This is a genomic window from Sphingomonas glacialis (assembly GCF_014653575.1).
In the GTDB taxonomy this organism is placed as follows: Bacteria; Pseudomonadota; Alphaproteobacteria; order Sphingomonadales; family Sphingomonadaceae; genus Sphingomonas; species Sphingomonas glacialis.
In genome coordinates this window covers 256,875-281,112 of sequence record NZ_BNAQ01000002.1, presented here as the reverse complement: position 1 = coordinate 281,112, position 24,238 = coordinate 256,875, and the positions used below count along the sequence as shown (strand labels likewise).

Sequence of the window (24,238 nt, the reverse complement as noted above, 5' to 3'; positions counted from 1 at the left end):
CAACCGGTCGCTTGCGCCATCCGAACAAATCTGGAACAAACCGCTCCCATGCTGACTCATATTTCCGTGCGCGGCGCGCGCGAGCACAATCTCAAGGACGTCTCGGTCGATATCCCGCGCGATACGCTGACGGTCATCACCGGGCTGTCGGGCAGCGGTAAGTCGAGCCTCGCCTTCGACACGATCTACGCCGAGGGTCAACGACGGTACGTAGAGTCGCTCAGCGCCTATGCGCGGCAGTTCCTCGAGCTGATGCAGAAGCCCGACGTCGATCATATCGAGGGCCTCAGCCCCGCGATCTCGATCGAGCAGAAGACCACCAGCCGCAACCCGCGCTCGACCGTCGCGACCGTCACCGAGATCTACGATTACATGCGCCTGCTGTGGGCGCGCGTCGGCATTCCATACTCCCCCGCGACCGGCGAGCCGATCGCCGCGCAGACCGTCAGCCAGATGGTCGACCGCGTGATGGCGCTTCCCGAGGGCACGCGGCTGTACCTGCTCGCCCCCGTCGTGCGCGGCCGCAAGGGCGAGTATAAGAAGGAACTGCTCGAGTGGCAGAAGGCGGGCTTCACCCGCGTCCGCATCGATGGCGAGATCCACGAGATCGACGAAGCCCCCGCGATCGACAAGAAGTACAAGCATGACCTCGAGGTCGTGGTCGACCGCCTCGTCATCGGCCCCGACATCGCGACGCGTCTGGCGGAAAGCTTCGAGGCCGCGCTGAAGCTCGCCGACGGGCTCGCCTATGTCGACCCGGCCGACCCGGTCGAGCCGCACACCCCCAAGAACGAAGTGCTCGGCGACAACGCGCCCCCCGGCCGCATCGTGTTCAGCGAGAAGTTCGCCTGCCCGGTCTCGGGCTTCACCATCGCCGAGATCGAGCCGCGGCTCTTCTCGTTCAACGCGCCGCAGGGCGCGTGCCCGGCGTGCGATGGCCTCGGCGAGAAGATGCTGTTCGACGAGGAGCTCGTCGTCCCCAACCATGCGCTCAGCATCAAGAAGGGCGCGGTCGTGCCCTGGGCCAAGTCCAACCCGCCGAGCCCGTACTACATGCAGGTGCTCGGCAGCCTCGCGCGCGAGTTCAAGTTCGAGCTCGACACGCCGTGGGAAGACCTGCCCGAAACCGCCCGCGACACGATTCTCTACGGCACCAAGGGCAAGGCGGTCACGCTGACCTTCATCGACGGCAAAAAGTCGTACGACGTCAAGAAGCCGTTCGAGGGCGTCATCGGCAACCTCAACCGCCGCATGCTCTCGACCGAGAGCGCGTGGATGCGCGAGGAGCTGAGCAAATACCAATCCTCCGCCGCGTGCGAAGTCTGCAAGGGCGCGCGCCTCAAGCCCGAGGCGCTCGCCGTCAAGATCGGCATGCGCGACATTTCGAGCGTCACGCGCCTGTCAGTGGTCGACGCGCTCGCCTGGTTCGAGCAGGTCCCGAGCCAGCTCGGCGACCAGCAGAATGCGATTGCCGAGCGCATCCTCAAGGAGATCCTCGAGCGGATCGGCTTCCTCAACAATGTCGGGCTCGATTACCTCAACCTCGACCGCACCTCCGGCACGCTGTCCGGCGGCGAATCGCAGCGCATCCGTCTTGCGTCGCAGATCGGCAGCGGCCTGTCGGGCGTACTCTACGTGCTCGACGAGCCCTCGATCGGCCTGCACCAGCGCGACAACGACATGCTGCTCAAGACCCTTCGCAGGCTCCGCGATCTCGGCAACACCGTGCTCGTCGTCGAGCATGACGAGGACGCGATCCGCACCGCCGACTATGTCATCGACATGGGGCCGGGCGCCGGCGTCCATGGCGGCCATATCGTCGCGCAAGGGACCTTCGAGGAAGTCCTCGCCAACGAGAACAGCATCACCGCCGATTATCTCTCAGGGAGGCGCGAAGTCGCCGTCCCCAAGACTCGGCGCAAAGGCAACGGCAAGAAGATCACCGTCCACAACGCCACCGCCAACAACCTCAAGGGCGTCACCGCAAGCCTGCCGCTCGGCACCTTCACCTGCATCACCGGCGTCTCGGGGTCGGGCAAGTCGAGCTTCACGATCGACACGCTGTTCGCCGCCGCCTCGCGCACGCTCAACGGCGCGCGCATCGTCCAGGGCAAGCACGACAAGATCACCGGCCTGCAATATCTCGACAAGGTCATCGACATCGACCAGTCGCCGATCGGCCGCACCCCGCGCTCGAACCCGGCGACCTATACCGGCAGCTTCACCCAGATCCGCGACTGGTTCGCCGGCCTCCCCGAAAGCCTCGCGCGCGGCTACAAGCCCGGGCGCTTCAGCTTCAACGTCAAGGGCGGCCGCTGCGAGGCGTGCCAGGGCGACGGGCTGCTCAAGATCGAGATGCACTTCCTCCCCGACGTCTATGTGACGTGCGACGTCTGCCACGGCGAGCGCTACAATCGCGAGACGCTCGAGGTGAAGTTCAAGGGCAAGAGCATCGCCGACGTGCTCGACATGACGGTCGAGGATGCGGTCGAATTCTTCAAGGCGGTCCCGCCGATCCGCGACAAGATGGCGATGCTGCAGGAAGTGGGCCTCGGCTACGTCAAGGTCGGCCAGCAGGCGACGACGCTGTCGGGCGGCGAGGCGCAGCGCGTCAAGCTCGCCAAGGAACTGTCGCGCCGCGCCACCGGGCAGACGCTGTATATTCTGGATGAGCCGACGACGGGGCTGCATTTCGAGGACGTGCGCAAGCTGCTCGAAGTGCTCCACCAGCTGGTCGAGCAGGGGAATACGGTGGTGGTGATCGAGCACAACCTCGACGTCATCAAGACAGCCGACTGGGTGCTCGACCTTGGGCCCGAGGGCGGCGTGAAGGGCGGCGAGATCGTCGCGCAGGGGACGCCTGAGGTGGTGGCGAAGGCGAAGGGGTCGTTTACTGGGAAGTATCTGGCGCCATTGTTGGGACTTCGTGACTCGGCGGCTGCATGACGGCGACGGGGTTGCGGTGGTCGCAGGTCGAGGAGGTCGGGGGTATGATCGACTGACCGGGTGCGAAGCATGACGTCTTCAATACCACCGACTGGGTGCTAGAAGGTGGGCGTAAGGGAGGCTTCAATGGCGGCGAGATGTCAGCGCAGGTCGCCCCGGAAAAGTTGGCCAAGACGGAAGGAAGCATCGCCGGTTGCTATCGCAAGCTGCTGTTGGAGAACCGCCCCGGACAAGCCTGGCCTAAGTGTATCGGGAACATAGGCGCAGGTGTCATTGAAAGGCTCGCTGTTCCGGCGCAGGCTAATTGATCGTCTCCACAAAGTATGCTGACTGCTGCGTTTGTGCTCGAGTACCATGGCTGCGAAGCTAAATCGCGGGATTTTTAACAGAAACTGCGAGACGAGCGGTCCACTTACCCAATTGTCGGAAAAGGTTCGTTCCAACGTCTAAGGTCTGTAGCGCCACGCCTACGCCATCTATAAGCTCACGTTATGCAGGCACTTTGAGGGTAGGAAATGGCACATCCAAGGGTATTTTTGAGCTCTACTTATTACGACCTAAAGAACGTGCGTGTAGCAATATCAGCATTCATCCGAAGCATGGGTTATGATGTTACCTTGAACGAAGTTGGGAGTATCGCCTATGGCAAAACTTCCCCCTTAGATATGTATTGCTACGATGAAATACGAAGTTGTGATATCGTAGTATCTATAATCGGTGGTCGATTCGGTTCGACGTCCTCGGATGGGAATGGGTCTATTAGTCAAAATGAGTTGAGAACTGCTTTAGAACTTGGCAAGCAAGTATATATATTTGTAGATAGAAACGTTTTATCTGAATTTAATACATACAGGAAAAACAAAAATGCTCAAATAAGCTGGGCTCACGTAGACAATGTTGCTATATATCAATTCATCGAGGACCTATATGATCTTCCGTTTAATAATGCTATCTTCTCATTCGATGATTCTGAATCGATTATTACGATATTGAAAGAGCAGTGGTCAGGATTGTTTCAAAGGTTATTGCAGGAGTCTGGAATATCCGGCCAAGTCACAATAGCTCAAGAGCTGTCCCAAGGATTGACAACCTTACGCCAGATTATCGACGAAATTTCTTCTAAAAATGCCGATAGCTCGCCCACGGTTAGTTCGCTAGTTGCATTGCAGCACCCAGCCTTTTCGAGACTAAAGAAATTGCTAAATGTAAAGTATAGGGTGTTCTTCTCGACTAACCAAGAAATGCAGGACTGGCTTAGATCTCGGCAATTCTTTATGGTCGATAAGCTAAAGTGGGACGAACCCGACGTTCAAGAGTGGATTAGTAAGAAATATGATTCGGTTGAAAGTCCGCATCCACTGTTAAAAATACACAACATAATATTCGATGAAGAAGGTGTATTAAAATCATTGGACGAACTTGATTGGAGCGATAAGCTAATAGACTTTGTAACATATGATCCAAGCTCTGATGTAGATATCGATTAACGGCTCGGATAGTTTTGCTGCGGTAGATCGCCTCCTTATGAATTGAGGTTCGCGGAAGAGTACCCCGTGGTGCTTTTAACAACAGACGGTGAACCGAGGCTATTTACAACCCAACCGCCTTCCTAAGCGCCGCATTCATCCGTCCCTGCCACCCCGGCCCCTCGGCGCGGAAGCGGTTGCTTACGTCTGGGTCGTGCCGCAGTGTCACTCGCCGCTTCGCCGCGCCGCGCCGCGCTCGGGCGGGCGGCCGCGCATGACGCCGTTCGGGCCGAGATAGCCCGTCGCCGGGCGGCTCACCGTCCCGCCGATTGCGAATTCGGCAGTGTCGAGTATCTCGCCGGTCCATTCTGGCGCGTCGTCGGCTGGATCAAGCCAGGCGGGATCGGGATTTGGTGACTGGTCGGTCATTCGCCTTCCTCATCGAAATGATGCGTCGTCGCTCTTCAGCTTCGGCCCAGACCAGGACGATCAAGCGATCCTCTATCAGCCCAAACGTCGCATAGCGCCGTTCCGGGTAGGGGAAGCGGATGTCCTCGAGCGTGAACTGCGGCCCGTCGAACACTTGTCCGGCGTCGACGAAGTCAAGTCCGCGCTCGCTTAGCGCGAGAGCACGCTGGCGGGGTCAAAGCTGATCTTCACGTCGGTGATTATGTAATTACCGGACGCCGGGAGTTAATTAGGGGGCGTCGCGGCAAAGCCGCGTCGGGCACCCCACAAAGTCATACTTTGTGGGGACCCGGCCGTCGGTCGGCGCTGTAGCGCCGCCGGCCGGGCCGCGCTTGAGCGCTCGGCTACACCCACGGCTCCATCACCCCGCTCACCACCAACAACCCACAAACCCCCGCCAGCATCGCCGCATTCGCCCGCCGCCCCTTCACCAGCAGCAGCGCGATCAGCAGCCCCAGCACCCCGAACCCGCTCACCAGATACACCAGCACCACCAGCCCGTTCCCCACCGGCTCCACCACCTCGGGCCGCGGATGGAGCGTGTCGAGCACGACGCCCCCGACCCAGCTCGCCACATTCGCGGTGAGCAGCCCGCCGATCACCAGCCGGTTCTGCTTGTCGTACCATTCGTCGAAATCGGGCCAGTCCTCGGGCGTGTCGGGAAAGATCAGCGTCGCCGCGAGATAATAGACGCCGACCATCGCCAGCACGCTGAGCAGCGTGACGTAGTTCGCGCTGATCTGCTCGCGCGCATCGAAGGCGAGCAGCCAGAAACTCGTCAGGTCGAGCATTACCACGAGCCCGAGCAACGGCGTCAGCCAGCCGATCCGCACCGGCCGCACGCCGCGCTTCAATTTCAACGCACGCGAAAAGCCGTTGAGCACCGCGGCGAGCGCCAGGCCCAGCACCAGGCCGAACAGCGTGAACACCAAACCAAATGGACTCATCGTGATTTCCCCCCGGATATCAGGGGGTAGGCTAGCGCGGCCGAGGCGGGGCGTCGAGTCTTGCGCGCCGCGGGGAGGGGGGGGGCGCCGCAGCAAAGCCGCGCTGCGGCACCACACCGTCTGCCGCTGTGGCAAACCCCGTTCGTCGGCCAACGCTGTCGCGCCGCGGTCCGGGCCACGGGCGGGGGCGCTCGTCGCTTGCTGCGCAAAAGCCTCGGCGGCGCGGCGTAAAAAATCTTGCGGATGGGGCTGTCCTACAGCGCATTGTTCTGTATATGTTCCGAATCCTCGCTACCCATGGAGAGGACCGACTCATGCCGTCAGACTCGACCCAGCCGCCATCCGACGCCGCGCCCGTGCGCGAGTCCGCGGCCGATCACCCCGCGCCCCCGCAAACCCCCGACGCGCCACCCCAGCCGCGCACCCGCCACGATCCCCACGCCGCGATCAGGGCGCGGATCCGCAAGCTCCAGCGTGCCGAGGCGGCGCGCGCGCGCGAGGCCACGCCCCATCCCGCGCGCGCGCCGGAGGCCGCCCCGAAGCGCCGTCGCCGCGCGAACGGCATGGTGTGGCGCGACGTCTCCGCCACCGGCTGGACGACCGACAAGCAGCGCGCCTTTCTCGAACATCTCGCGACGCACGGCTGCGTCAGCCACGCCGCGGCCTATGTCGGCCTGTCGAAGCAATCGGCCTATGCGCTGCGCCACCGCGGTGGGCGCACGATGTTCGCGCTCGCCTGGGAGGTCGCGGTCCGCTCGGCGCGCAAAGCGCTGCTCGACGAAGCGTTGGAGCGCGCCTTTGCCGGGCGGTCGCTGCCCGTCTGGTATCGCGGCGAGCACGTCGGCGAGCGCATCGTCCATAACGACCGGCTGCTGATGCAATTGCTCGCGCATACCTTCGAGCCGATCGATTCGGCGTATGACGCGGCGTCGCTGGCGCAGGCCTGGCCGACGTTGCTCGCGCAGGTCGATGCCGAGCTGCCGTTCGACATGAAGATGCTGCGCACGCGCGACGCCGATCATGACGAAAACGGAAACGATGACGAGCGATAAGGACAGCTCCGGGGGTCAATCGAGTCAAGCGCGCACGCTTCGTCGCACGCTCCTGACCGTATCGCGCGCCGCGCGGGATCGCTCCGCCGCGCGGCGGGGCGGCGTCGGCGGGCAACCTTATCGCCGCCCGCGCATTGCGCTTGGATACGATAACAGGAGGATTCGAATGCGCACCCTCACTCTCGGCCTGTTGGCCGCATGTACCCTGGTCGCCGGCTGCGACGAATATGGCGACAGTTACGGCGGCGGCCCGCGCCGCGGCTATGGCGGCGGCTATTCGCAATACGATTACGACCGGCCCGATCCGGCGTATAACGGCTACGATGCCTCGCGCTATTACCGCGACGACAACCGCCGCTATCAGGAGCGCCGGCTGAGCAACAACGACCGCGTCTATCGCGGCAGCGACGGGCGTTACTATTGCCGCCATAGCGACGGCACGACCGGTCTCGTCGTCGGCGGAATCGCGGGCGGCGCGCTCGGCGCGGCGATCGCACCGGGTGGTTCGGGCGTGCTCGGCGCCTTGCTCGGCGGTGTCGGCGGTGCGCTTGCCGGCCAGGCGATCGACAAGGACAGCACGCGCGACGCGCGCTGCCGCTAACTTCCTCGCGCGCGGTGGCCTCGGTCGCCGCGCGCCCGATTTTGCAGAATGAGATGTGACATGGCCAAGACCCAGATTCCCAAAAGCGCCACCAAGCGCGCTCCCGCGCCGGAGGCTGCCAGCGCCACGCCTGCGATCAGCCGCACCGCGGCCTGGTCGATCGGCGCGGTCGTCGTCGCGGCGGGCGCCGGGCTCGCCGCGTTCCTGACGCGCGGGCGGATCGCGAGCGCGCTCGCCAAGGCGTCGGGAACGGCCGAGGGGCATGTGCCGACCGACCTGCTCGATCCCAAGCGCAATGCCGACGACCGCGCGATCGCCGATTTCCGTCCCGACATGGATGCGGTGATGACCGCCGCCGAGCGCGAGGCGCTGCGCCCGCCGGTCGGCAAGCCGTCGATCACCGCGTCGAACGGCTCGATGAACGCAATGACCGCGCCGTCGAACTGACGCGCACCGCGGCGCTTCGCCCGCCGCTCGGCTCAGGCCGATGCGCGGGCGAGGCGCCGCAAGACGCGTCGCCGCAGCAACCATTGCCACAAAGGGATCGTGATGAGCCCGACCTGGCTCAGCGGCGCGATGAAGAACGCCATGCCCAACGCGACGAGCGCGCCGAGCACCACGCCGCCGCCGCGCGCGCGCGCAAGCGCGATGTCGGCTGCCGGCGCATCGGCGCGCACCACGCCCGGGCTGGTCGTCAGCCGTGTGAGCCGCATGCTCAGGAACCCGGTCACGATCAGCGTCAGCGCGTAGAGCAGCGATGGGACCAGCGTCCCGAGGTTCGCGCTCATGAAGGCGGTGGCGAACGGCATGAACACGATCGCGCACAGCATCTGCAAATTGGGCGCGACGAGCGTGTCGGAATAGTGCCCGGCGAGCCCGAACGCCCGGTGGTGCCCCGACCAGAAGGCGCCGATCACGAAGAAGCTGACGAAGAAGCCGAAGAAGTTGGGCGTGAGCGCGAGCAGGGCGCTGGTATAGGCCTGCCACGGCGCGCCATGCGGCAGGTGCGGCGGGTGCACCTCGATGATCAGCAGCGTGATCGCGATCGCGAACACCGCATCGGAAAAGAAGATCAGCCGCTCGAGCGGGTGATCGGGCCCTGCATGGCCGTGCTGGTCGCTCATACGTATCGTTCCCCCGCGCCTCCTATCGCCGAGCAGGGCGCGCCGACGCAAGCCGGATTGCACAGCGCGACCCCGCATCCCATATCGCCCCCCATGAGCGAGAACAAAAGTGTGTGGCACGGCACCACGATCCTGTCCGTGCGCAAGAATGGCCGCGTCATCGTCGCCGGCGACGGCCAGGTGACGCAGGGCCAGACGGTGATGAAACCCAATGCGAAGAAGGTGCGGCGCCTCGGCGACGGATCGGTGATCGGCGGCTTCGCCGGAGCAACCGCCGACGCCTTCACGCTGTTCGAGCGGCTCGAGCGCAAGCTCGAACAGCATCACGGCCAGCTGCTGCGCAGCGCGGTCGAGCTCGCCAAGGACTGGCGGACCGATAAATATCTGCGCAACCTCGAGGCGATGATGATCGTCGCCGACAAGGACGTGACGCTGATCCTGACGGGCAATGGCGACGTGCTCGAGCCCGAGGCGGGGATCGCGGCGATCGGATCGGGCGGCAATTTCGCGCTCGCCGCGGCGCGCGCGCTGGCGGATTACGAAGCCGATGCCGAGACGATCGCGCGCAAGGCGATGGGAATTGCAGGCGAGCTGTGCGTCTATACCAACGACCGGCTGACGGTCGAAGGGCTCGACACGAGCGCGTGATGCGCGTCGCCCCGGCGGAGGCCGGGGCCGCTAGGCTCTAGCGCGCGCCCTTGCACCATAGCGGCCCCGGCCTCCGCCGGGGCGACGGAAGCAGATATGAACCAAGACCTCACCCCCAAAGCCATCGTCGCCGCGCTCGACGCGCACATCATCGGCCAGGCCGACGCCAAGCGCGCGGTCGCGGTCGCGATGCGCAACCGCTGGCGCCGCCAGCAGCTCGCACCCGATCTGCGCGACGAGGTCAGCCCCAAGAACATCCTGATGATCGGGCCGACCGGCTGCGGCAAGACCGAGATCAGCCGCCGGCTGGCCAAGCTCGCCGACGCGCCGTTCATCAAGGTCGAGGCGACCAAGTTCACCGAAGTCGGCTATGTCGGCCGCGACGTCGAACAGATTGCGCGCGACCTGGTCGAGGAAGCGATCCGGCTCGAGAAGGAGCGTCGCCGCGGCGCGGTCAAGGACAAGGCCGAGGAAGCCGCGATGGCGCGCCTCCTCGACGCGCTGACCGGCAAGGGCGCGAGCGAGGCGACACGCGAGGCCTTTCGGCAACGTCTCCATGACGGGCATCTGCGCGACACCGAGATCGAGATCGAACTCGAGGCGGCGCCCGCGATGCCGTTCGAAATGCCCGGCGGCGGCGCGCAGATGATCAACCTGTCCGAGATGATGGGCAAGGCGTTCGGCGGCGGCCAGCTCAAGCGCCGCAAGCTGAGCGTCCCCGCCGCCTGGGACAAGCTCGTCGAGGAAGAGGCCGACAAGCGGCTCGACCAGGACGAGCTCAGCCGCGCGGCGATCGCCGACGCCGAGGCCAACGGTATCGTCTTCCTCGACGAGATCGACAAGATCGCGGTGAGCGACGGGCGCGGCGGATCGGTCAGCCGCGAGGGCGTGCAGCGCGATCTCCTGCCGCTGATCGAGGGAACGACCGTTGCAACCAAATACGGGCCGATGAAGACCGATCACGTGCTCTTCATCGCGAGCGGCGCGTTCCATGTCGCCAAGCCGTCCGACCTGTTGCCCGAGTTGCAGGGCCGCCTGCCCATCCGCGTCGAATTGAAGGCCCTGACCGAGGACGATTTCGTTGCGATCCTCTCCGACACCAAGGCGTCGCTGACGCAGCAATATGTCGCGTTGATCGCGACCGAGGGCGTTGCGGTAGAGTTCACCGCGGAGGGTATCCGCGCCGTCGCGCGGATCGCCGCCGAAGTGAATGGCGAGATTGAGAATATCGGTGCGCGGCGCTTGCAGACGGTGATGGAAAAGCTGCTCGAGGATGTCAGCTTCAATGCCGAGGATCGCGGTGGCGAGACCGTGGTGGTCGACGCGGCGTATGTCGAAACGCATCTGGCGAGCATCGCGCGCAACACTGACCTCAGCCGGTTCGTGCTCTAACAAGGCGGGGCATCGTCTTCGCCTTCAGGACTGTCGCAGCCCCTCCCGTTCGCCCTGAGCCTGTCGAAGGGCACCTCGCCGCTTGCGCAGGGGGTGTGGGTGCGGCGGGGCTTCGACAGGCTCAGCCCGAACGGGTCTGGAGTGGCGCGCTTTAGCGAGGCTGCGGCGGCTTCGCCCTGGAAACGGCCCGGTTCCTACCGCCGCTTGTCCCACGGCACGAAGCTCCCCAGCCGACACCGCGGCCCAGGGATCGTGCTGCCCGTGCGTTCGAGCGTGTAGAATTGATCGTTGCGGCACAATTGCCCACCATAGACCTCGGTAACGACGATCGCATCGTCGTCGAGCCCGGGGCAGCCATCGGGCAAATCGTTGCGCCACATCCGGCTGCCGTCGCGGTACAGCAAGGTGTGGTCGCCGATAACCTGCGGCGCGCCGACGCGGCTGGGCGAAACGCAGGTCTCGGGCTTGCCCGGCGTCCGGCCCAAGAGCGCCTTGGCGAGATCCTTCGCATCGTCCGATGCGGTCGCCCCGCCCAGCGCCGCCACCAGCAGCAGCCCGCGGATCACGGCCTGCGATAGGGGACGAAGTCGCCGAAGCTGCAGCTCCCGCTCGGCGTGCTCGTTATGAGATCGGCCGTCCGCACGATATCGCCGCGGCAGAACTGGCTGCCGAAGGTCTTGGTGATGATTGCATCGCCACGCCGTAGGCCGAAGCAGCCGCCGCCGGTATCGTTGACCATCACGTCGTTGCGGCCGTTCTTGTAGAGGATCTTGTCGCCGACGCGCGTCGAGTCGCGATACCGGAAGGTGTCGATGCAGCTTTGCGGCTTGCCCGGCACGAGGCCGGCAAGCTGCTTGTCGAGCTCGACCTGATCGCGCGCCGCTTCACGTGCGCGATACTCTTTCGAGTCGGCGGACAGCGCGGCGCTCGCGCCAGCCAGCACGATGAGCGGAAGGATGAAGCGGAACATGCGATCGGTCCTTTTCAAAACGCTTGCGGCCCCATCCGCGTCATACCGCAGATACGGCTAGAATGCATCCTTGGCTGCACGCCGCTCGGCGAGCTGGTCGGCCGATGTCGCGCGCAGGAACGGGTTGGTCGCTAGCTCAAGCGCGATCGTCGTCGGAACGGTCGGCTCCCCCGCTGCGCGCTGCGCGTCAACCGTAGCCATCCGGTCGGTGACGGCCTGATTGTCGGGCTCGGCAGCGGCGGCGTAGCGGCCGTTCGACTGCGTATATTCGTGCGCGCAATAAACGATGGTCTCGGGTGGCAGCGCCGCGAGGCGTTGCATATTGCCGTACATCTGCGCGGCATCGCCCTCGAACAGCCGCCCACAGCCCATCGCGAACAGCGTGTCGCCGCTGAACAGTGCAGCGTCGTCGGCCATGTAGAACACGACGTGCCCGGCGGTGTGGCCGGGCGTCTCGATGACCCGCGCGACATGCGTGCCGATGCGCACCGAATCGCCTTCGCGCACGCCGTAATCGAGCGTCGGGATCTTGCCGGCCTCGGCGGCGGGGCCACTAACCACCGCGCCGAGCGCCTTGATCGCGGCGTTGCCGCCGGTGTGATCGGGGTGCCAGTGCGTGTTCCAGATCTGCGAGATCGTCCAGCCGCGCGCCTCGGCCGCGGCGAGCACGGGGGCGGCGTCGCTCGGATCGATCACCACGGTCTCGTCGGAGACGGGATCATGCACCAGCCAGACATAATTGTCGCTCAGTGCCGGGATGCGGACGATCTCGAGCGCGCCTGCCATCACCATTCGCCGGTGTTGGGCATCGACGCCCACGGCTCGGCCGGCGCCAGCGCGCCGCCTTCCTGGAGCAGTTCGATCGAGATGTTGTCGGGGGTGCGGACGAACGCCATGTGGCCGTCGCGCGGCGGGCGATTGATCGTCACGCCGCCGTCGTGCAACCGCTGGCACGTCTCGTAGATATTATCGACGCGGTAGGCGAGATGCCCGAAATTGCGCCCGCCGGTATAGGGTTCGGGATCCCAATTGTGCGTCAGCTCGACCTGCGCGTCATGGTCGCCGGGGGCGGCGAGGAAGATCAGCGTGAAGCGGCCCTTCTCGCTGTCCATCCGCCGCACTTCCTCGAGCCCGAGCAGCTTGAAGAACGCGATCGTCCCATCGGGATCGGTGACGCGGATCATGGTGTGGAGATATTTCATCGGCGCGCTCCATTGTGCTTTGCGCCGAGATAGGCGTGCGCGAGCAGCGATGCCACCCCGACGCGTTCCAAAAGCGTCAGGGCTTGGCGGTGAACTGCAGCAATGCGGCGGCGGCGGCCTTTCCGGCGGCGCTGTCGGGCCGCAGCGTGACCGCTTGCTGCCACGCGGCCCGCGCGCCGGCTTCGTCCTTCGCGAACGCCGCGATATTGCCCGCCTCGAGCTGGACCGCTGGGTCGTCGCTGCCGCGCCGCAGCGCTTCGGCGATGTCGTGCTGCGCGCGGACGATCTGGCTCTGCCGCCGCGCGAGCGTCGCCGAGAGCAGCCAAGCGAGCGGGTCTTCGGGCACCTCAGCAAGCGCGCGGTCGAGATCGTCGCGCGCACCGTCGAGATCGCCCCCGGCAACCATCGCGCGCGCGCGGTCGAGATGCGCTTCGCCCAGCGGCAGGCCGGTCAGCGATCCGCCCGCCAGCGCGGCATCGAGCGCGGCGCGCGCCTTGGTCGCATCGCCCGAGGCAAGCCAGGCATTGCCCGCTTGCGCCCAGTAATTGACCGCACGGCCGTCGCCGGCCTTTTCGGCGGCACGCGCGGCGGCATCGAACGCGGTCGCGGCGGCGGGCCAGCGCTGTTCATTGGCATAGGCCATGCCGAGGCACTGCCCGGCGAGGAAACCACCGCCCGCGAGCTGCCATTGCCCGGCTTCGGCTTCGGCCAAGCTCGGGTTGTTGGTCGCGAGATCGAGGCACTTTTCGTAGCGCTGCGACGGCGGCGGGGCGGGCGGGCCGATCGGCGCGGCGCTTTGCGCGAACAACAGGGGAGCGAGCAGCAACAGGGTCATAGATCGGCCATCACACTTTCGAGCGTCGCCTCGAGCAACGCGAGGTCGGCGTCGCGCGACAGGCGGTGGTCGCCTCCCTTCACCAAAGCAAGCTGCACATCGGCTGAACGGAGCTGCTCGACCAGATGGATCGAGCGGTTGGCGGGCACTTCGGTATCGGCCATGCCGTGGAGCAGCCGCACCGGCACATCGATCGCCAATCCGGCGAAGAGCACGCGATTGGCCTCGCCCGATTGCCAGAAGGCGCGGGTATAGACCATCGGCAGGTCGGCATAGCGCCCGACCTTTTCGAGCCGACCTTCGGACAGGATCGCGAGCTTCTGCTCGACGGTGAAACCCCAATCGGTGAAATCGGGCGCCGCCGCGATCCCGACCAGCGCCGCCACCTTTTCGGGATGGTCGCGCGCGACGAGCAGCATCAGCCAGCCGCCCATCGATGATCCGACCAGCACCGCGGGGCCACCTGCGGCTGCGTCGAGCATCGCGACGACATCGTCGCGCCAGCCGGCGAGCGTCTGCTCCTCGAAGTCGCCCTCGCTGCTGCCGCAGCCGCCATAATCGAAGCGCAGATAGGCGCGGCCTTTGCGCTTTGCCCACGCCTCGAGCGCGAGCGCCTTGCTGCCCTCCATGTCCGAGCCATAGCCCGGTAGGAAGACGATCGTCGGGCCCGCGCCCTCGGTCAGATGATAGGCGAGCGCGGGGCGGGCGGGGGTGGGGGAGAGCGTGTCGGTCATGGCGCCGGGGCTTAGCGCAAGATCGCGGGAGGGGAAATCGCGCTTTCCTCAGCCTCCCGTTCCCCGGCGCAGGCCGGGGCCCAGTCGCGGGCAGCTGCAGGGAAGCGCTGCGCTCGACCGGCTCCGCACTTCGCTGCTGGGCCCCTGCCTTCGCCGGGGAACAGGAGCGCGTTGGCCCTTTACTTCGCCTCGACGAAGGCGAGCACCGCCTCCTTGAACGCGTCGGGCTGGTCGAGCATCACCATGTGCGCACTCTCGGCAATGTCGGCGAAGGCGATATGCGGCGCGGCGGCGTATTGCTTGCGATAGAAGGCGTCGGCCTTCGCCTTTGGCAACGTCGCCGCATTCCACGGATAGAGCATCGTGATCGGCGTCGCGATGGTCGCGAGCGACGGGCGCAGGTCGGTCGTCAGATCCTCGTACATCGCCTCGCCGGTGACGCGCGGATCGGCGGCCTTCGCCCAGGCGGACATCGTGACGACGCTGCCGGGCTTGAGCGCGAGTCCCCGCGTTTGCGCCGCGACCATTTCGTCGCTCAGCGGCTTGCCATAACTGGCCACGATCCCGTCGCGCATCTTGGCAGCGTACGGCGCGACCATCGCGGGCGTCGGATCGACCTCGGGCGGGGCCATGATCACCGCGAAGAACGGCAGCGAATCGACGATCATCAATCGCGACAGGTCGCTCGGATGCGCTTTTGCGAGCATCAGGCCGACCAGCCCGCCCATCGAATGCCCGACGACCAGCGCCTTCTGCAGCTTCTCCGCCGCGATATAGCCGTCGAGATCTGCGACGATCCCATCGAGCACGCGGGGCTGGAGATTGGCCCCCGGATCGTCGCCGCCGAAACCGTTGACCTGCACCAGGATGACACGGTGCTTCACGGCGAGCGCGGGCGCGACGCCGTCCCATACCGCGCGCGGGGAGGCGAGGCCGGGGATCAGGATCACCGGGCTGCCCGTGCCGATCGTCACGATCGAGATATGCGGCAACCGCACCTCGGGTGTCGCCGCAAGCGGCGCCGCGAGGGCGGGCGTGGCGGGAAGCAGCGCGAGCGCGGCAACGAGGCAGGCTTTGAGGACAGGCTTCACGCTACATCTCCTTTGGAGGGACTGGCGAAAATCGCTTCGATCGGAAGCTCGAACAGTTCGGCGATGCGGAAGGCGAGCGGGAGCGAGGGGTCGTAGCGTCCGGTCTCGATCGCGTTGACGCTTTGGCGCGACACGTCGAGCCGTTCGGCGAGATCGCCCTGGCTCCAGTTGCGCTCGGCCCGCAGCACCTTGAGGCGGTTGATCATGCCGCGTCCTCGCTGCGCCGCTCGATCACGGCGTTGACCGCCGATCCGAGGCCCAGCCCGGCAAACCATGCGATCGGCACGAAGAACAGCGGCACGTGCGGCGCGTGAGCATAGACTTCGAGAAACCCCCAGCCGGTCGCCAGCGTCATCGCAAAGCCCGTCGCGACCAGCGCCTTGCGCACTTCGAGCATCCGCCGATATTCGTCGCGCAGGTCGATCAGATAGCGCCCGATGATCCAGAACACCGCGCTAAGCGGGAACGCGGGGAGCAAGGCGATCAGCCACAGCAGCGGCCCCTCGGCGTGGAGCGCGCGGATCAGGAAGGGCGATGCCCAGACCAGCACGACATAGAGCGCCATCGTCGGGACGAAGCGACGCAGATAAGCGCGGTCGGCCGGGTCGATGCGGCGGCTCACAGCGCGGCGTCCGCGCCCGTGAGGCGGTTCGCGCAGTTGCCCAGACCCAGTCCGCCGAACCACAGCACCGCGACGTAATAGGGCTCGACATGGCCGACGAGGTCGAACGCCTCGAGGAACCCCCACAAGGTCGCGGCGCTCAGCGCGAAGCCGCTTGCCCACAGCGTCTGGCGGACCATCAGCATGCGCAGATATTCGTCCTGCTCGTCGGCCAGATAGCGCCCGATCGCGACGAACACCCCGATGATCGGCAGCGCGGGCAGCACCGCAACGACCCACGCCGCCGGACCGCCAACGAGCTGATGCTTGAAGGCATAGACCGCGCCAAGCAACGCGGCGGCGTACAGCAGCGCCAGCCAGATCGTGCGGACTTGATAGCGGCGGGCGGCAACGGTGCGCGACATGGAAAGCTCCCTTTCACGTTTGTGAAGGAGGCTTTACAGTCAAGGTCGCTTGTCTGTCAAGCTAGCTTTCCATCCGGTTTATGTTGCGGGTGTGCCTCTCCGTCACCCCGGCCTTGTGCCGGGGTCTACCGGGATGCGCGTACTACAGCGACCGCTCGCGCGGCACGGTGGACCCCGGGACGAGCCCGGGGTGACGACGGGGCGAGTGAAACAGCCCGAACTTACGCGCTCATCGCCCGCGCGACCGCCTCCGCCACCTTGATCCCGTCGACTGCAGCCGACAAAATCCCCCCGGCGTACCCAGCGCCTTCGCCTGCCGGGAACAGCCCGGCAGTGTTGAGGCTCTGGAAATCGTCGCCGCGCGTGATGCGGAGCGGCGAGGAGGTGCGCGTTTCGACGCCGGTCAGAACCGCGTCGGGATGGTCGTAACCGGGGATCTCGCGGCCGAACTGGACGAGCGCCTCGCGCATCGCGGTCACCGCGAACTCGGGCAGGCATTCCGCGAGATCGGTCATGTGGACGCCGGGCTTGTACGACGGCACGACGCTGGCGAGCTTGGTCGAGGCGCGCCCGGCAAGGAAATCGCCGAGCAATTGCGCCGGCGCGGCATAGGTCGATCCGCCCGCGACGAAGGCGCGCGATTCCCAATGGCGTTGCAATGCTATCCCGGCGAGCGGATCGCCGGGATAATCGCGCGCCGGGTCGATCCCGACGACGAGCCCCGAATTGGCGTTGCGCTCGTTGCGCGAATATTGGCTCATGCCGTTGGTCGCGACACGGCCTTCCTCCGATGTCGCCGCCACCACCGTTCCGCCCGGGCACATGCAGAAGCTGTACGCCGTGCGCCCGTTCTTGGCGTGGTGCGACAGCGCGTAATCGGCCGCGCCGAGGATCGGGTTGCCGGCATTGGGACCGAAGCGCGCATCGTCGATCCACGATTGCGGATGCTCGATGCGGACGCCGATCGAGAAGGGCTTGGCCTCGAGATAGACGCCCTTGTCATGCAGCATCGCAAAGGTGTCGCGCGCGCTGTGGCCGACCGCGAGCACGACCTGTTCGGCCTCCAGATAATCGCCCGTATGCAGGTGCAGTCCGCGCACTTTCCGCATGCCATCGGCGGCGGTCGCCACGTCGATCCCGTCGACACGCGTCTCGAAGCGATATTCGCCGCCGAGCGCCTCGATCGTCGCGCGCATGCTCTCGACCATCGTGACGAGGCGGAAGGTGCCGATATGCGGGTGCGCCTCGGTCAGGATCTCAGGCGGCGCGCCCGCCTTGACGAATTCGATCAGCACCTTGCGATCGAGATGCCGCGGGTCCTTGATCCGGCTGTAGAGCTTGCCGTCGGAGAAGGTCCCCGCGCCGCCCTCGCCGAACTGGACGTTAGATTCGGGGTTGAGCACGGATCTGCGCCACAGCCCCCAAGTGTCCTTGGTGCGTTCGCGCACGACCTTGCCGCGATCGACGATGATCGGCTTGTAGCCCATCTGCGCGAGGATCAGCCCGGCGAACAGGCCGCACGGGCCGGTGCCGATGACGACCGGGCGCGGGCCGCTATAATCCGCGGGGGCCTGGGCGACGAATTTGTACGCCGTGTTTGGCGTCGGCTGGACGTGGCGGTCCTTCTTGAAGCGCGCGAGCACGGGGGCTTCGTTGCGCAGCGTGACGTCGACCGAATAGACGAGCTGGATGTCGCTCTTGATCCGCGCATCGTGCGCACGCCGCGCGATCGAAAAGCGGACGAGGTCGCGCGGGGTGATCCGCAAGCGATTGCGGATCGCGGCGGTCAGTTCCTCGTCGGCGTGATGGAGCGGGAGCTTGAGTTCGGTGATGCGGAGCATCGCGACGCTGTAGCGGGGAAGCGCGCGTTCGGGAACTGAGTCGCTCAACCCTCCCTCGCGAAGCGGGGGAGGTGAAGGTTCAGATCACATATTCGACGGTGCGGCGCTGCAATTCATCCGCGCTCGCCGCCGCGCGCTTCGCCACGATCTGCGCGTTCAACCGCATCACTGTGCGGCTCCCGGTGGTCTTGAACGCGAACGGCAGGAACGCATGCACCACGCCGGCAAGCCCGCCGCCGATCATCGTCATGCCAAAGCGCGAGGCGACGAGGAAATGCTCGCCAAAGGTCTCGCCGACCGAGGCGGGGTGATCGAGAAACAGGCGGCGAAACATAAGGCGGCTCCTTGTAGGTCAGCGCAGTCTAGCGGCAATCTGTGGCAACATGTCGGCAGCAAGCTGGCTCAGCGTATCGTCGCGCGCCCCCATTACCACGATCCGGTCGCCGGGTCGCGCCTGCGCAATGATCCACGCGGCGGCATCGGCGCGGTCGGCGAGGTGATGGGCTTGCGGACCGATTTCGGCGACGATGTCGGCGCTGGTCACTTCGCGCGCGACGGTGCCGCCCTGATAGACCGGGTCGGGCAAGACGAGCCGGTCGTCGCCGCCGAGCGCATCGCGGAACATCGCGACCAGTTCGATCCGCATGACCTTGAGCGGGCCGTAGCCATGCGGCTGGAACAGTACGAGCAGCCGCCCGGGGAAAGCATGCAACGTCGCCAGCGTCGCGGCGATCTTGTCGGGGTTGTGCCCGAAATCGTCGAGCACGGTGACACCGTCAGCCTCGCCGACCAGCTCGAAGCGGCGCTTGAGGCCGGTGAAGCCACCGATCGCGGCGATTGCTTCGCGAAGCGGCACGCCGGCTGCGCGCGCCGCGCCAAGCGCCGCGAGCGCGTTCGACACGTTGTGCCGCCCCGGAACGGCGAGCCGGACCGCGTGGGTCGCGCCATCGGCGATCAGGTCGAACCCGATGGCGAACGGCTCCGGCGCAAGGTTGCGCGCGCTCAGGTCGGCGTCGGCATCGACCGCGAAGGTGACCAGCTTTGCCGAGTCGAGCGTCGAGGCCAGCGCGGCGGTTTCGGCGTCCCCGATGTTGAGAACCGTCGTCTGCGCCTTACCCGCGAACTCGCCGAACAGCGCACGCAATTCCTCGAGCGACTTATGGTCGAGGCTGACATTGTTGAGCACCGCGATCTTCGGCGCGTACAGCGCGATCGACCCGTCGCTCTCATCGACTTCGCTGACGAACGCCTCGCCCGCGCCGACCAGCGCGCTGGCAAACGGCGCGTCGGGGCTCGCAAAGTTCTTCATCACCGCGCCGTTCATCACGGTCGGGTCGCGCCCGCAGGCGTGGAGGATCCAGCCGATCATCCCCGTCACGGTCGACTTGCCGCTCGTCCCCGCAACGCCGATCGGCAGCGCGCTCGCGTTGAACAGCGAGGCGAGCAGTTCGGGCCGGCTAAGCCGTTGCGCCCCGACGCGCTCGGCAGCGACGATGTCGGCCACCGAGGCTTCCACAGCGGCCGAAGCGACGACGATCTGCGCGGCCGAGGTCACGCCCGAGCCGTCCTGCGGGAACAGCGTCACGCCCTTTGCGGCAAGATCGGCGAACTTGGCGGGCAGGGCGCCGCGATCGAGCGAACGGTCCGAACCCGCCACGCGCGCGCCGCGCCCGGCGAGGATCATCGCGAGCGGCATCATGCCGCTGCCGCCAATGCCCACGAAGAAATAGGGGGCGAAGAAGTATGATTTGCCGTTGCTCATGGCCGGGGGCTATCGCGGGCAGCGACGGAGTGCAACGGAGCTGAACATGCGAATTGGGATCGTGGCACCCGCCAAGGGGATTGACGAAGCGCTCGCCTCGCGGGCGCTCGGCCTTGCGGCGGTGGCGATGCCTTCGGTCGATCTCGTCTTCCATCCGCAATGCTTCCTGTCCGACGGTCATTTCGCCGGCCCCGACGCGGCGCGCGCGGCGGCTTTCCTCGAAATTGCCAATGATCCTGCGTTCGACGCGATCTGGTTCGCGCGCGGCGGCTATGGCTCGAACCGCATCCTCCACACCGTCATGCCGCAGCTCGGCGAGGCCGCGCGGCGGAAGACCTATCTTGGTTTCTCCGACATGGGGTTCCTGCTCGGCGCGCTCTATGCCGCCAAGATCGGGCGGCCGGCGCACGGCCCGATGATCCTCGATGCGCGGCGCAGCGATGGCGGCTTCGCCTTCGCGCGGGGCTTGCGCTGGCTCGCCACCAAGGACCGCGCGGTGCTCGAACCCGGGCTCGACGGCCACCCCGCCGCCGCCTTCAACCTCGCGATCCTGACCGCGTTGATCGGCACGCCGTGGCTGCCCGATCTCACCGATCACGTGCTGCTGATCGAGGAAGTGTCCGAACCGCTCTACCGCATCGACCGGATGCTCTTCACGATGGCGCACGCGACGCAGTTGAAGGGGCTGGCGGGCGTGCGGCTCGGCAATGTCACCGATATCCAGGCCAACGAACCGCCGTGGGGCGAAAGCCTCGAGACGATGATCGTGCGCTGGTGCGGCGAGATGGGGGTGCGCTATCTCGGGCGCGCCGAAATTGGCCATGGGGCGGGCAATCACGTCGTCCCGTTCGGCCTGGCGTAGCGCCGCATGGGCGTTGCCCCGCCCGCCAATCTCGGCGATACGGGGCGGATGAAGCGACTCTTCGCGGCGTGCGCGCTCTCCCTCCTCGCCTGGGCGCAACCGGCGGCAGCGCAATCGATCCTGCGCGATGCCGAGACCGAAGCGATGTTCAACGACATGTCGCGTCCGCTGATCCTGGCGGCGGGGCTCTCGCCGAGGAACGTCAAGGTCGTCCTGATCAACGACGATTCGATCAACGCCTTCACCGCGGGCGGGCAGACGATCTATGTCCATTCGGGGCTGATCCAGGCCGCCGACAACGCCAACCAAGTCCAGGGCGTGATCGCGCACGAGCTCGGCCATGTCGCCGACGGGCACGTCGTGCTGATGGATGCGGGCATCAAGCCCGCGCTCGGCGTCTCGATCCTCAGCATGGTGCTCGGTGTCGCGGCGATCGCCGCGGGCGCGCCCGAGGCGGGGGCCGGGATCCTCTCGGCCGGCACGACCGCGGCGCAGGGCAAGTTCCTCGCGTTCAGCCGCGTCCAGGAATCGACGGCCGACGCCACCGGCGCGAAATTCCTGCGCGAGGCCGGCGTCACCGGCAAGGGCATGCTGACCTTCTTCAAGAAGCTGCAGAACGAGGAATATGCGTACGGCCTCAAGAACATCGACCCGTTCGCGCAGAGCCATCCGCTGTCGGGCGAGCGCATCGCCAGCCTGACTGCCGACGTCATCGCCTCGCCGGCCTATGGCAAGAAGCCCGACCAGGCGCTCGAGGAACAGTTCAAGCGCGTCAAGGCCAAGCTGCTCGGCTATGTTGCCGACCCCAAGACCACGCTCAACACCTATACCGACGAGGATCAGAGCCTCTATGCGCACTATGCCCGCGCCTATGCCTGGCACAAATCGGCGTACCCCGAGAAAGCCGATGCCGAGGCCGCTGCGCTGATCAAGGCAGCCCCGCACGACCCCTATTTCCTCGAGATCCAGGGCCAGATCCTGCTCGAAGCGGGCAAGCCGGTCCAGGCGCTGGCCCCGTTGCGCGAGGCGACCGAGCTGTCGCGCAACGCGCCGCTGATCGCGACGACCTTCGGCCACGCGCTGATCGCGACCGAGGACAAGGCGAATTACCCCGAGGCGATCAAGGTGCTGCGCCAGGCAGTGGCGCGCGACGACGAAAATCCCTTCGCCTGGTATCAGCTCGGCACCGTCTACGAGGCGATGGGCGACCAGCCGCGCGCGATGCTGTCAAGCGCCGAGCAAGCGAGCCTGACGGGCAACGTCCCGCTCGCCGCGTATAGCGCGCGCGGCGCGATGCAAGGGCTCGCCCCCAACAGCGTCGACTGGATCCGCGCGCAGGACATCGCGCTCGCCGCGCAGAACGAAATCGACGACAATCCGAAGAAATATAAGAAGAAACGCTGATGCGCCCGGCCTGGAATTCCATAACCCTCGCGCTCGTCGCGGGGCTGATCGGCGCGGCCGGTTTTGCCAGCCTCGAACGGCTGATTCCGGCGAGCGGGGGGGAGCGCGCACGCGTCGAAGGCATGGTGCACGATTATCTGATGGCGCATCCCGAGATCCTTCCCGCGGCGATGGACGCGCTGCGCGACCGTGGCCATGCCGAGACGATCGCCGCCAACCGCAGCGCGATCTACACGCCGGTCGGCAGCGCCTGGGCGGGGAGCACCAACCCGGATGTCACCGTGGTCGAATATTTCGATTACAATTGCGGCTATTGCCGCGCCAGCCTCCCGACCATCGCGGCTTTGCTCAAGAGCGACCCGAAGATCCGCATCGTCTATCGCGACTTCCCGATCCTCGCGCAAAGCAGCATCGATGCCGCGCGGATGAGCTTGGCGGCGGCCGAGCAGGGCAAGTTCCAGGCGTTCCACGACGCACTCTATGCCGGCGGCCCGGTCAGCACGCAGAGCATCGCCGCGGCGGCGAAGACCGCGGGCGTCGATGCCGCGCGCGCCGCGGCCTATGCGCCGCGCGCCGAGCAGGAGATCACTTCGAACGCAACGATCGCACGCGCGCTCGGCATGACCGGCACGCCGAGCTGGGTGATCGGCACCAAGGTGGTTTCCTCCGCGCTCCCGCTCGAGGACTTGCAAAAGGCGGTCGCCGAAGCGCGCGCGGCTGGGCTCAAGTAACACCCGTCACCCCGGCCTTGTGCCGGGGGCCACCGTGCGGCGCGCGGTCCGGCGGCAGTTCGCGCGGCACAGTGGACCCCGGCACGAGGCCGGGGTGACGGCGCGATAGGCATCGCGACTTTCATACCGAGCGGTTGTTATCTCCCCGCTACCGCCCTATCTGCGCGACAACAATCGGGGGCAGCATGGACACCATTCTATCGATCGTGGGCGTGTCGAAGACCTACGCCTCGGGACATCGCGCACTCGAGCCGGTCGATCTTGACATCGCGCGCGGCGAGATCTTCGCGTTGCTCGGGCCCAACGGCGCGGGCAAGACGACGCTGATCTCGATCATTTGCGGGATCGTCACGCCCAGCACGGGGACCGTGACGGTGCTCGGCCATGACGCGCAGAAGGATTTCCGCAGCGCACGCCGTGCGATCGGCCTCGTGCCGCAGGAACTGTCGGTCGACATGTTCGAGACGGTGCTCGCCACCGTCAAGTTCAGCCGCCGCCTGTTCGGCAAGGGCCCGAACGACGCGCATATCGAGCAAGTGTTGCGCGACCTGTCGCTGTGGGACAAGCGCGACGCCAAGATCCGCGAGCTGTCGGGCGGCATGAAGCGCCGCGTGCTGATCGCCAAGGCGCTCAGCCACGAACCCGAGATCCTGTTCCTCGACGAGCCGACCGCGGGCGTCGACGTGGCTTTGCGCCGCGACATGTGGAAGCTCGTCCACAAGCTCCGCGCCGCCGGCACGACGATCATCCTGACGACGCATTACATCGAGGAGGCCGAGGAGATGGCCGACCGCGTCGGCGTGATCGACAAGGGGCGGATCATCCTGGTCGAACGGAAGGCCGCGCTGATGAAGAAGCTCGGCAAGCGGCGGATGCTGATCGCGCTGCAGGCGCCGATGACCGCGGTGCCCGCCGATCTCGCGGCATGGAACCTCGCACTGGAGGATGAGGGCGCGACGTTGCTCTACACCTTCGATTCGGAGAATGAGGACATTCCGGGGTTGCTCGCGAAGCTCGGCACGCTCGGCATCGGCTATCGCGATCTCGAGACGCACAAGAGCTCGCTCGAAGACATTTTCGTCGACCTCGTCGAACAGAAGGACGCGGCATGAGCGCCTGGGCATCTCTCCCACCCG

General features: G+C 66.1%; 29 protein-coding genes. 11 read left to right on the top strand and 18 right to left on the bottom strand.

Translation table 11 applies throughout. From position 1 onward, the window contains the following. Nucleotides 1-48 precede the first annotated feature (48 nt). Both uvrA and IE187_RS08010 read left to right on the top strand, forming a co-directional pair. Entirely contained in the window at nt 49-2,946 is a 2,898-nt protein-coding gene (gene uvrA, locus IE187_RS08015; RefSeq protein WP_189675813.1) for an excinuclease ABC subunit UvrA, read from the top strand. 515 nt (nt 2,947-3,461) lie between these two features. After that, on the top strand, nt 3,462-4,433 hold the full coding sequence (locus IE187_RS08010; protein WP_189675812.1) for a DUF4062 domain-containing protein: 972 nt from the start codon (nt 3,462-3,464) through the stop codon (nt 4,431-4,433). Between the two features lie 103 nt (nt 4,434-4,536). On the opposite strand, the gene IE187_RS21295 is transcribed toward IE187_RS08010, so the two are convergent. From IE187_RS21295 to IE187_RS07995, 4 genes are all read right to left on the bottom strand, one after another. Continuing rightward, entirely contained in the window at nt 4,537-4,641 is a 105-nt protein-coding gene (locus tag IE187_RS21295) for a BrnA antitoxin family protein (protein WP_229839302.1), read from the bottom strand. Next, nucleotides 4,638-4,841: a hypothetical protein gene (locus IE187_RS21290; protein ID WP_229839301.1), complete on the bottom strand. Its 204-nt coding sequence runs from the start codon at nt 4,839-4,841 to the stop codon at nt 4,638-4,640. The genes IE187_RS21295 and IE187_RS21290 overlap by 4 nt, the downstream gene beginning before the upstream one ends. Further along, nucleotides 4,801-4,995, bottom strand: coding sequence for a BrnT family toxin (locus IE187_RS08000; protein WP_189675810.1), 195 nt, complete (start codon nt 4,993-4,995; stop codon nt 4,801-4,803). Before IE187_RS08000 ends, IE187_RS21290 begins: the two co-directional genes overlap by 41 nt. Before the next feature lie 229 nt (nt 4,996-5,224). Further along, nucleotides 5,225-5,827 (bottom strand): hypothetical protein, encoded by a 603-nt coding sequence (locus IE187_RS07995; RefSeq protein WP_189675809.1) that lies wholly within the window; start codon nt 5,825-5,827, stop codon nt 5,225-5,227. 314 nt (nt 5,828-6,141) lie between these two features. Here IE187_RS07995 and IE187_RS07990 point away from each other — a divergent pair, with 314 nt between their 5' ends. The 3 genes from IE187_RS07990 to IE187_RS07980 all read left to right on the top strand — a co-directional run bounded on the left by IE187_RS07990 (nt 6,142) and on the right by IE187_RS07980 (nt 7,927). Further along, the gene (locus IE187_RS07990) at nt 6,142-6,879 is read left to right on the top strand and encodes a hypothetical protein (RefSeq protein ID WP_189675808.1); all 738 of its coding nucleotides are present in this window, start codon (nt 6,142-6,144) and stop codon (nt 6,877-6,879) included. 166 nt (nt 6,880-7,045) lie between these two features. Beyond that, complete coding sequence (locus tag IE187_RS07985; protein ID WP_189675807.1) at nt 7,046-7,480, top strand: hypothetical protein; 435 nt, start codon at nt 7,046-7,048, stop codon at nt 7,478-7,480. Nucleotides 7,481-7,540: 60 nt separating this feature from the next. After that, on the top strand, nt 7,541-7,927 hold the full coding sequence (locus IE187_RS07980; protein WP_229839300.1) for a hypothetical protein: 387 nt from the start codon (nt 7,541-7,543) through the stop codon (nt 7,925-7,927). 32 nt (nt 7,928-7,959) lie between these two features. Here IE187_RS07980 and IE187_RS07975 read toward each other — a convergent pair whose 3' ends face one another. Then, on the bottom strand, nt 7,960-8,604 hold the full coding sequence (locus IE187_RS07975) for a TMEM175 family protein (protein ID WP_189675806.1): 645 nt from the start codon (nt 8,602-8,604) through the stop codon (nt 7,960-7,962). 93 nt (nt 8,605-8,697) lie between these two features. Between IE187_RS07975 and hslV the strand changes: the two genes are divergently transcribed. After that, the gene (gene hslV, locus IE187_RS07970) at nt 8,698-9,252 is read left to right on the top strand and encodes an ATP-dependent protease subunit HslV (protein ID WP_189675805.1); all 555 of its coding nucleotides are present in this window, start codon (nt 8,698-8,700) and stop codon (nt 9,250-9,252) included. 96 nt (nt 9,253-9,348) lie between these two features. Beyond that, the gene (gene hslU / locus IE187_RS07965) at nt 9,349-10,644 is read left to right on the top strand and encodes an ATP-dependent protease ATPase subunit HslU (protein ID WP_189675804.1); all 1,296 of its coding nucleotides are present in this window, start codon (nt 9,349-9,351) and stop codon (nt 10,642-10,644) included. Nucleotides 10,645-10,838: 194 nt separating this feature from the next. On the opposite strand, the gene IE187_RS07960 is transcribed toward hslU, so the two are convergent. From IE187_RS07960 to IE187_RS07900, 13 genes are all read right to left on the bottom strand, one after another. Next, a complete protein-coding gene (locus IE187_RS07960; RefSeq protein ID WP_189675803.1) occupies nt 10,839-11,210 on the bottom strand; it encodes a hypothetical protein in 372 nt (123 codons plus the stop codon). After that, entirely contained in the window at nt 11,207-11,614 is a 408-nt protein-coding gene (locus IE187_RS07955; protein WP_189675802.1) for a hypothetical protein, read from the bottom strand. Before IE187_RS07955 ends, IE187_RS07960 begins: the two co-directional genes overlap by 4 nt. 57 nt (nt 11,615-11,671) lie before the next feature. Continuing rightward, nucleotides 11,672-12,400 (bottom strand): hydroxyacylglutathione hydrolase, encoded by a 729-nt coding sequence (gene gloB / locus IE187_RS07950; RefSeq protein WP_189675801.1) that lies wholly within the window; start codon nt 12,398-12,400, stop codon nt 11,672-11,674. Next, nucleotides 12,400-12,816, bottom strand: coding sequence for a VOC family protein (locus IE187_RS07945; RefSeq protein ID WP_189675800.1), 417 nt, complete (start codon nt 12,814-12,816; stop codon nt 12,400-12,402). The genes gloB and IE187_RS07945 overlap by 1 nt, the downstream gene beginning before the upstream one ends. Nucleotides 12,817-12,892: 76 nt before the next feature. Then, entirely contained in the window at nt 12,893-13,651 is a 759-nt protein-coding gene (locus IE187_RS07940; protein ID WP_189675799.1) for a tetratricopeptide repeat protein, read from the bottom strand. Then, nucleotides 13,648-14,385 (bottom strand): alpha/beta hydrolase family protein, encoded by a 738-nt coding sequence (locus IE187_RS07935; RefSeq protein WP_189675798.1) that lies wholly within the window; start codon nt 14,383-14,385, stop codon nt 13,648-13,650. The genes IE187_RS07940 and IE187_RS07935 overlap by 4 nt, the downstream gene beginning before the upstream one ends. Nucleotides 14,386-14,564: 179 nt before the next feature. Beyond that, nucleotides 14,565-15,476 carry an alpha/beta fold hydrolase gene (locus tag IE187_RS07930; RefSeq protein WP_229839299.1) on the bottom strand — a complete coding sequence of 304 codons (912 nt, stop codon included), beginning with the start codon at nt 15,474-15,476 and terminating at the stop codon, nt 14,565-14,567. Then, on the bottom strand, nt 15,473-15,682 hold the full coding sequence (locus IE187_RS07925; RefSeq protein WP_133186518.1) for a helix-turn-helix transcriptional regulator: 210 nt from the start codon (nt 15,680-15,682) through the stop codon (nt 15,473-15,475). The genes IE187_RS07930 and IE187_RS07925 overlap by 4 nt, the downstream gene beginning before the upstream one ends. Continuing rightward, nucleotides 15,679-16,098 (bottom strand): hypothetical protein, encoded by a 420-nt coding sequence (locus tag IE187_RS07920; protein WP_189675797.1) that lies wholly within the window; start codon nt 16,096-16,098, stop codon nt 15,679-15,681. The genes IE187_RS07925 and IE187_RS07920 overlap by 4 nt, the downstream gene beginning before the upstream one ends. Then, the gene (locus tag IE187_RS07915; protein ID WP_189675796.1) at nt 16,095-16,502 is read right to left on the bottom strand and encodes a hypothetical protein; all 408 of its coding nucleotides are present in this window, start codon (nt 16,500-16,502) and stop codon (nt 16,095-16,097) included. The genes IE187_RS07920 and IE187_RS07915 overlap by 4 nt, the downstream gene beginning before the upstream one ends. A gap of 221 nt (nt 16,503-16,723) precedes the next feature. Continuing rightward, on the bottom strand, nt 16,724-18,343 hold the full coding sequence (locus IE187_RS07910; RefSeq protein WP_189676224.1) for an NAD(P)/FAD-dependent oxidoreductase: 1,620 nt from the start codon (nt 18,341-18,343) through the stop codon (nt 16,724-16,726). A gap of 79 nt (nt 18,344-18,422) precedes the next feature. Then, nucleotides 18,423-18,677, bottom strand: coding sequence for a DUF6356 family protein (locus tag IE187_RS07905; protein ID WP_133186524.1), 255 nt, complete (start codon nt 18,675-18,677; stop codon nt 18,423-18,425). A gap of 18 nt (nt 18,678-18,695) precedes the next feature. Beyond that, nucleotides 18,696-20,105 carry a glutamate ligase domain-containing protein gene (locus IE187_RS07900; protein ID WP_189675795.1) on the bottom strand — a complete coding sequence of 470 codons (1,410 nt, stop codon included), beginning with the start codon at nt 20,103-20,105 and terminating at the stop codon, nt 18,696-18,698. A gap of 46 nt (nt 20,106-20,151) precedes the next feature. On the opposite strand from IE187_RS07900, the gene IE187_RS07895 reads away from it, so the two are divergent. The 4 genes from IE187_RS07895 (at nt 20,152) to IE187_RS07880 (ending at nt 24,214) form a co-directional block, all read left to right on the top strand. After that, nucleotides 20,152-20,967, top strand: a complete 816-nt coding sequence (locus IE187_RS07895; RefSeq protein ID WP_189675794.1) for an LD-carboxypeptidase — start codon at nt 20,152-20,154, stop codon at nt 20,965-20,967. A gap of 48 nt (nt 20,968-21,015) precedes the next feature. After that, nucleotides 21,016-22,371, top strand: coding sequence for a M48 family metalloprotease (locus IE187_RS07890; RefSeq protein ID WP_189676223.1), 1,356 nt, complete (start codon nt 21,016-21,018; stop codon nt 22,369-22,371). Continuing rightward, entirely contained in the window at nt 22,371-23,102 is a 732-nt protein-coding gene (locus IE187_RS07885; RefSeq protein WP_133186532.1) for a DsbA family protein, read from the top strand. The genes IE187_RS07890 and IE187_RS07885 overlap by 1 nt, the downstream gene beginning before the upstream one ends. A 185-nt stretch (nt 23,103-23,287) precedes the next feature. After that, on the top strand, nt 23,288-24,214 hold the full coding sequence (locus IE187_RS07880) for an ABC transporter ATP-binding protein (protein WP_189675793.1): 927 nt from the start codon (nt 23,288-23,290) through the stop codon (nt 24,212-24,214). The last annotated feature ends 24 nt before the right edge of the window (nt 24,215-24,238 follow it).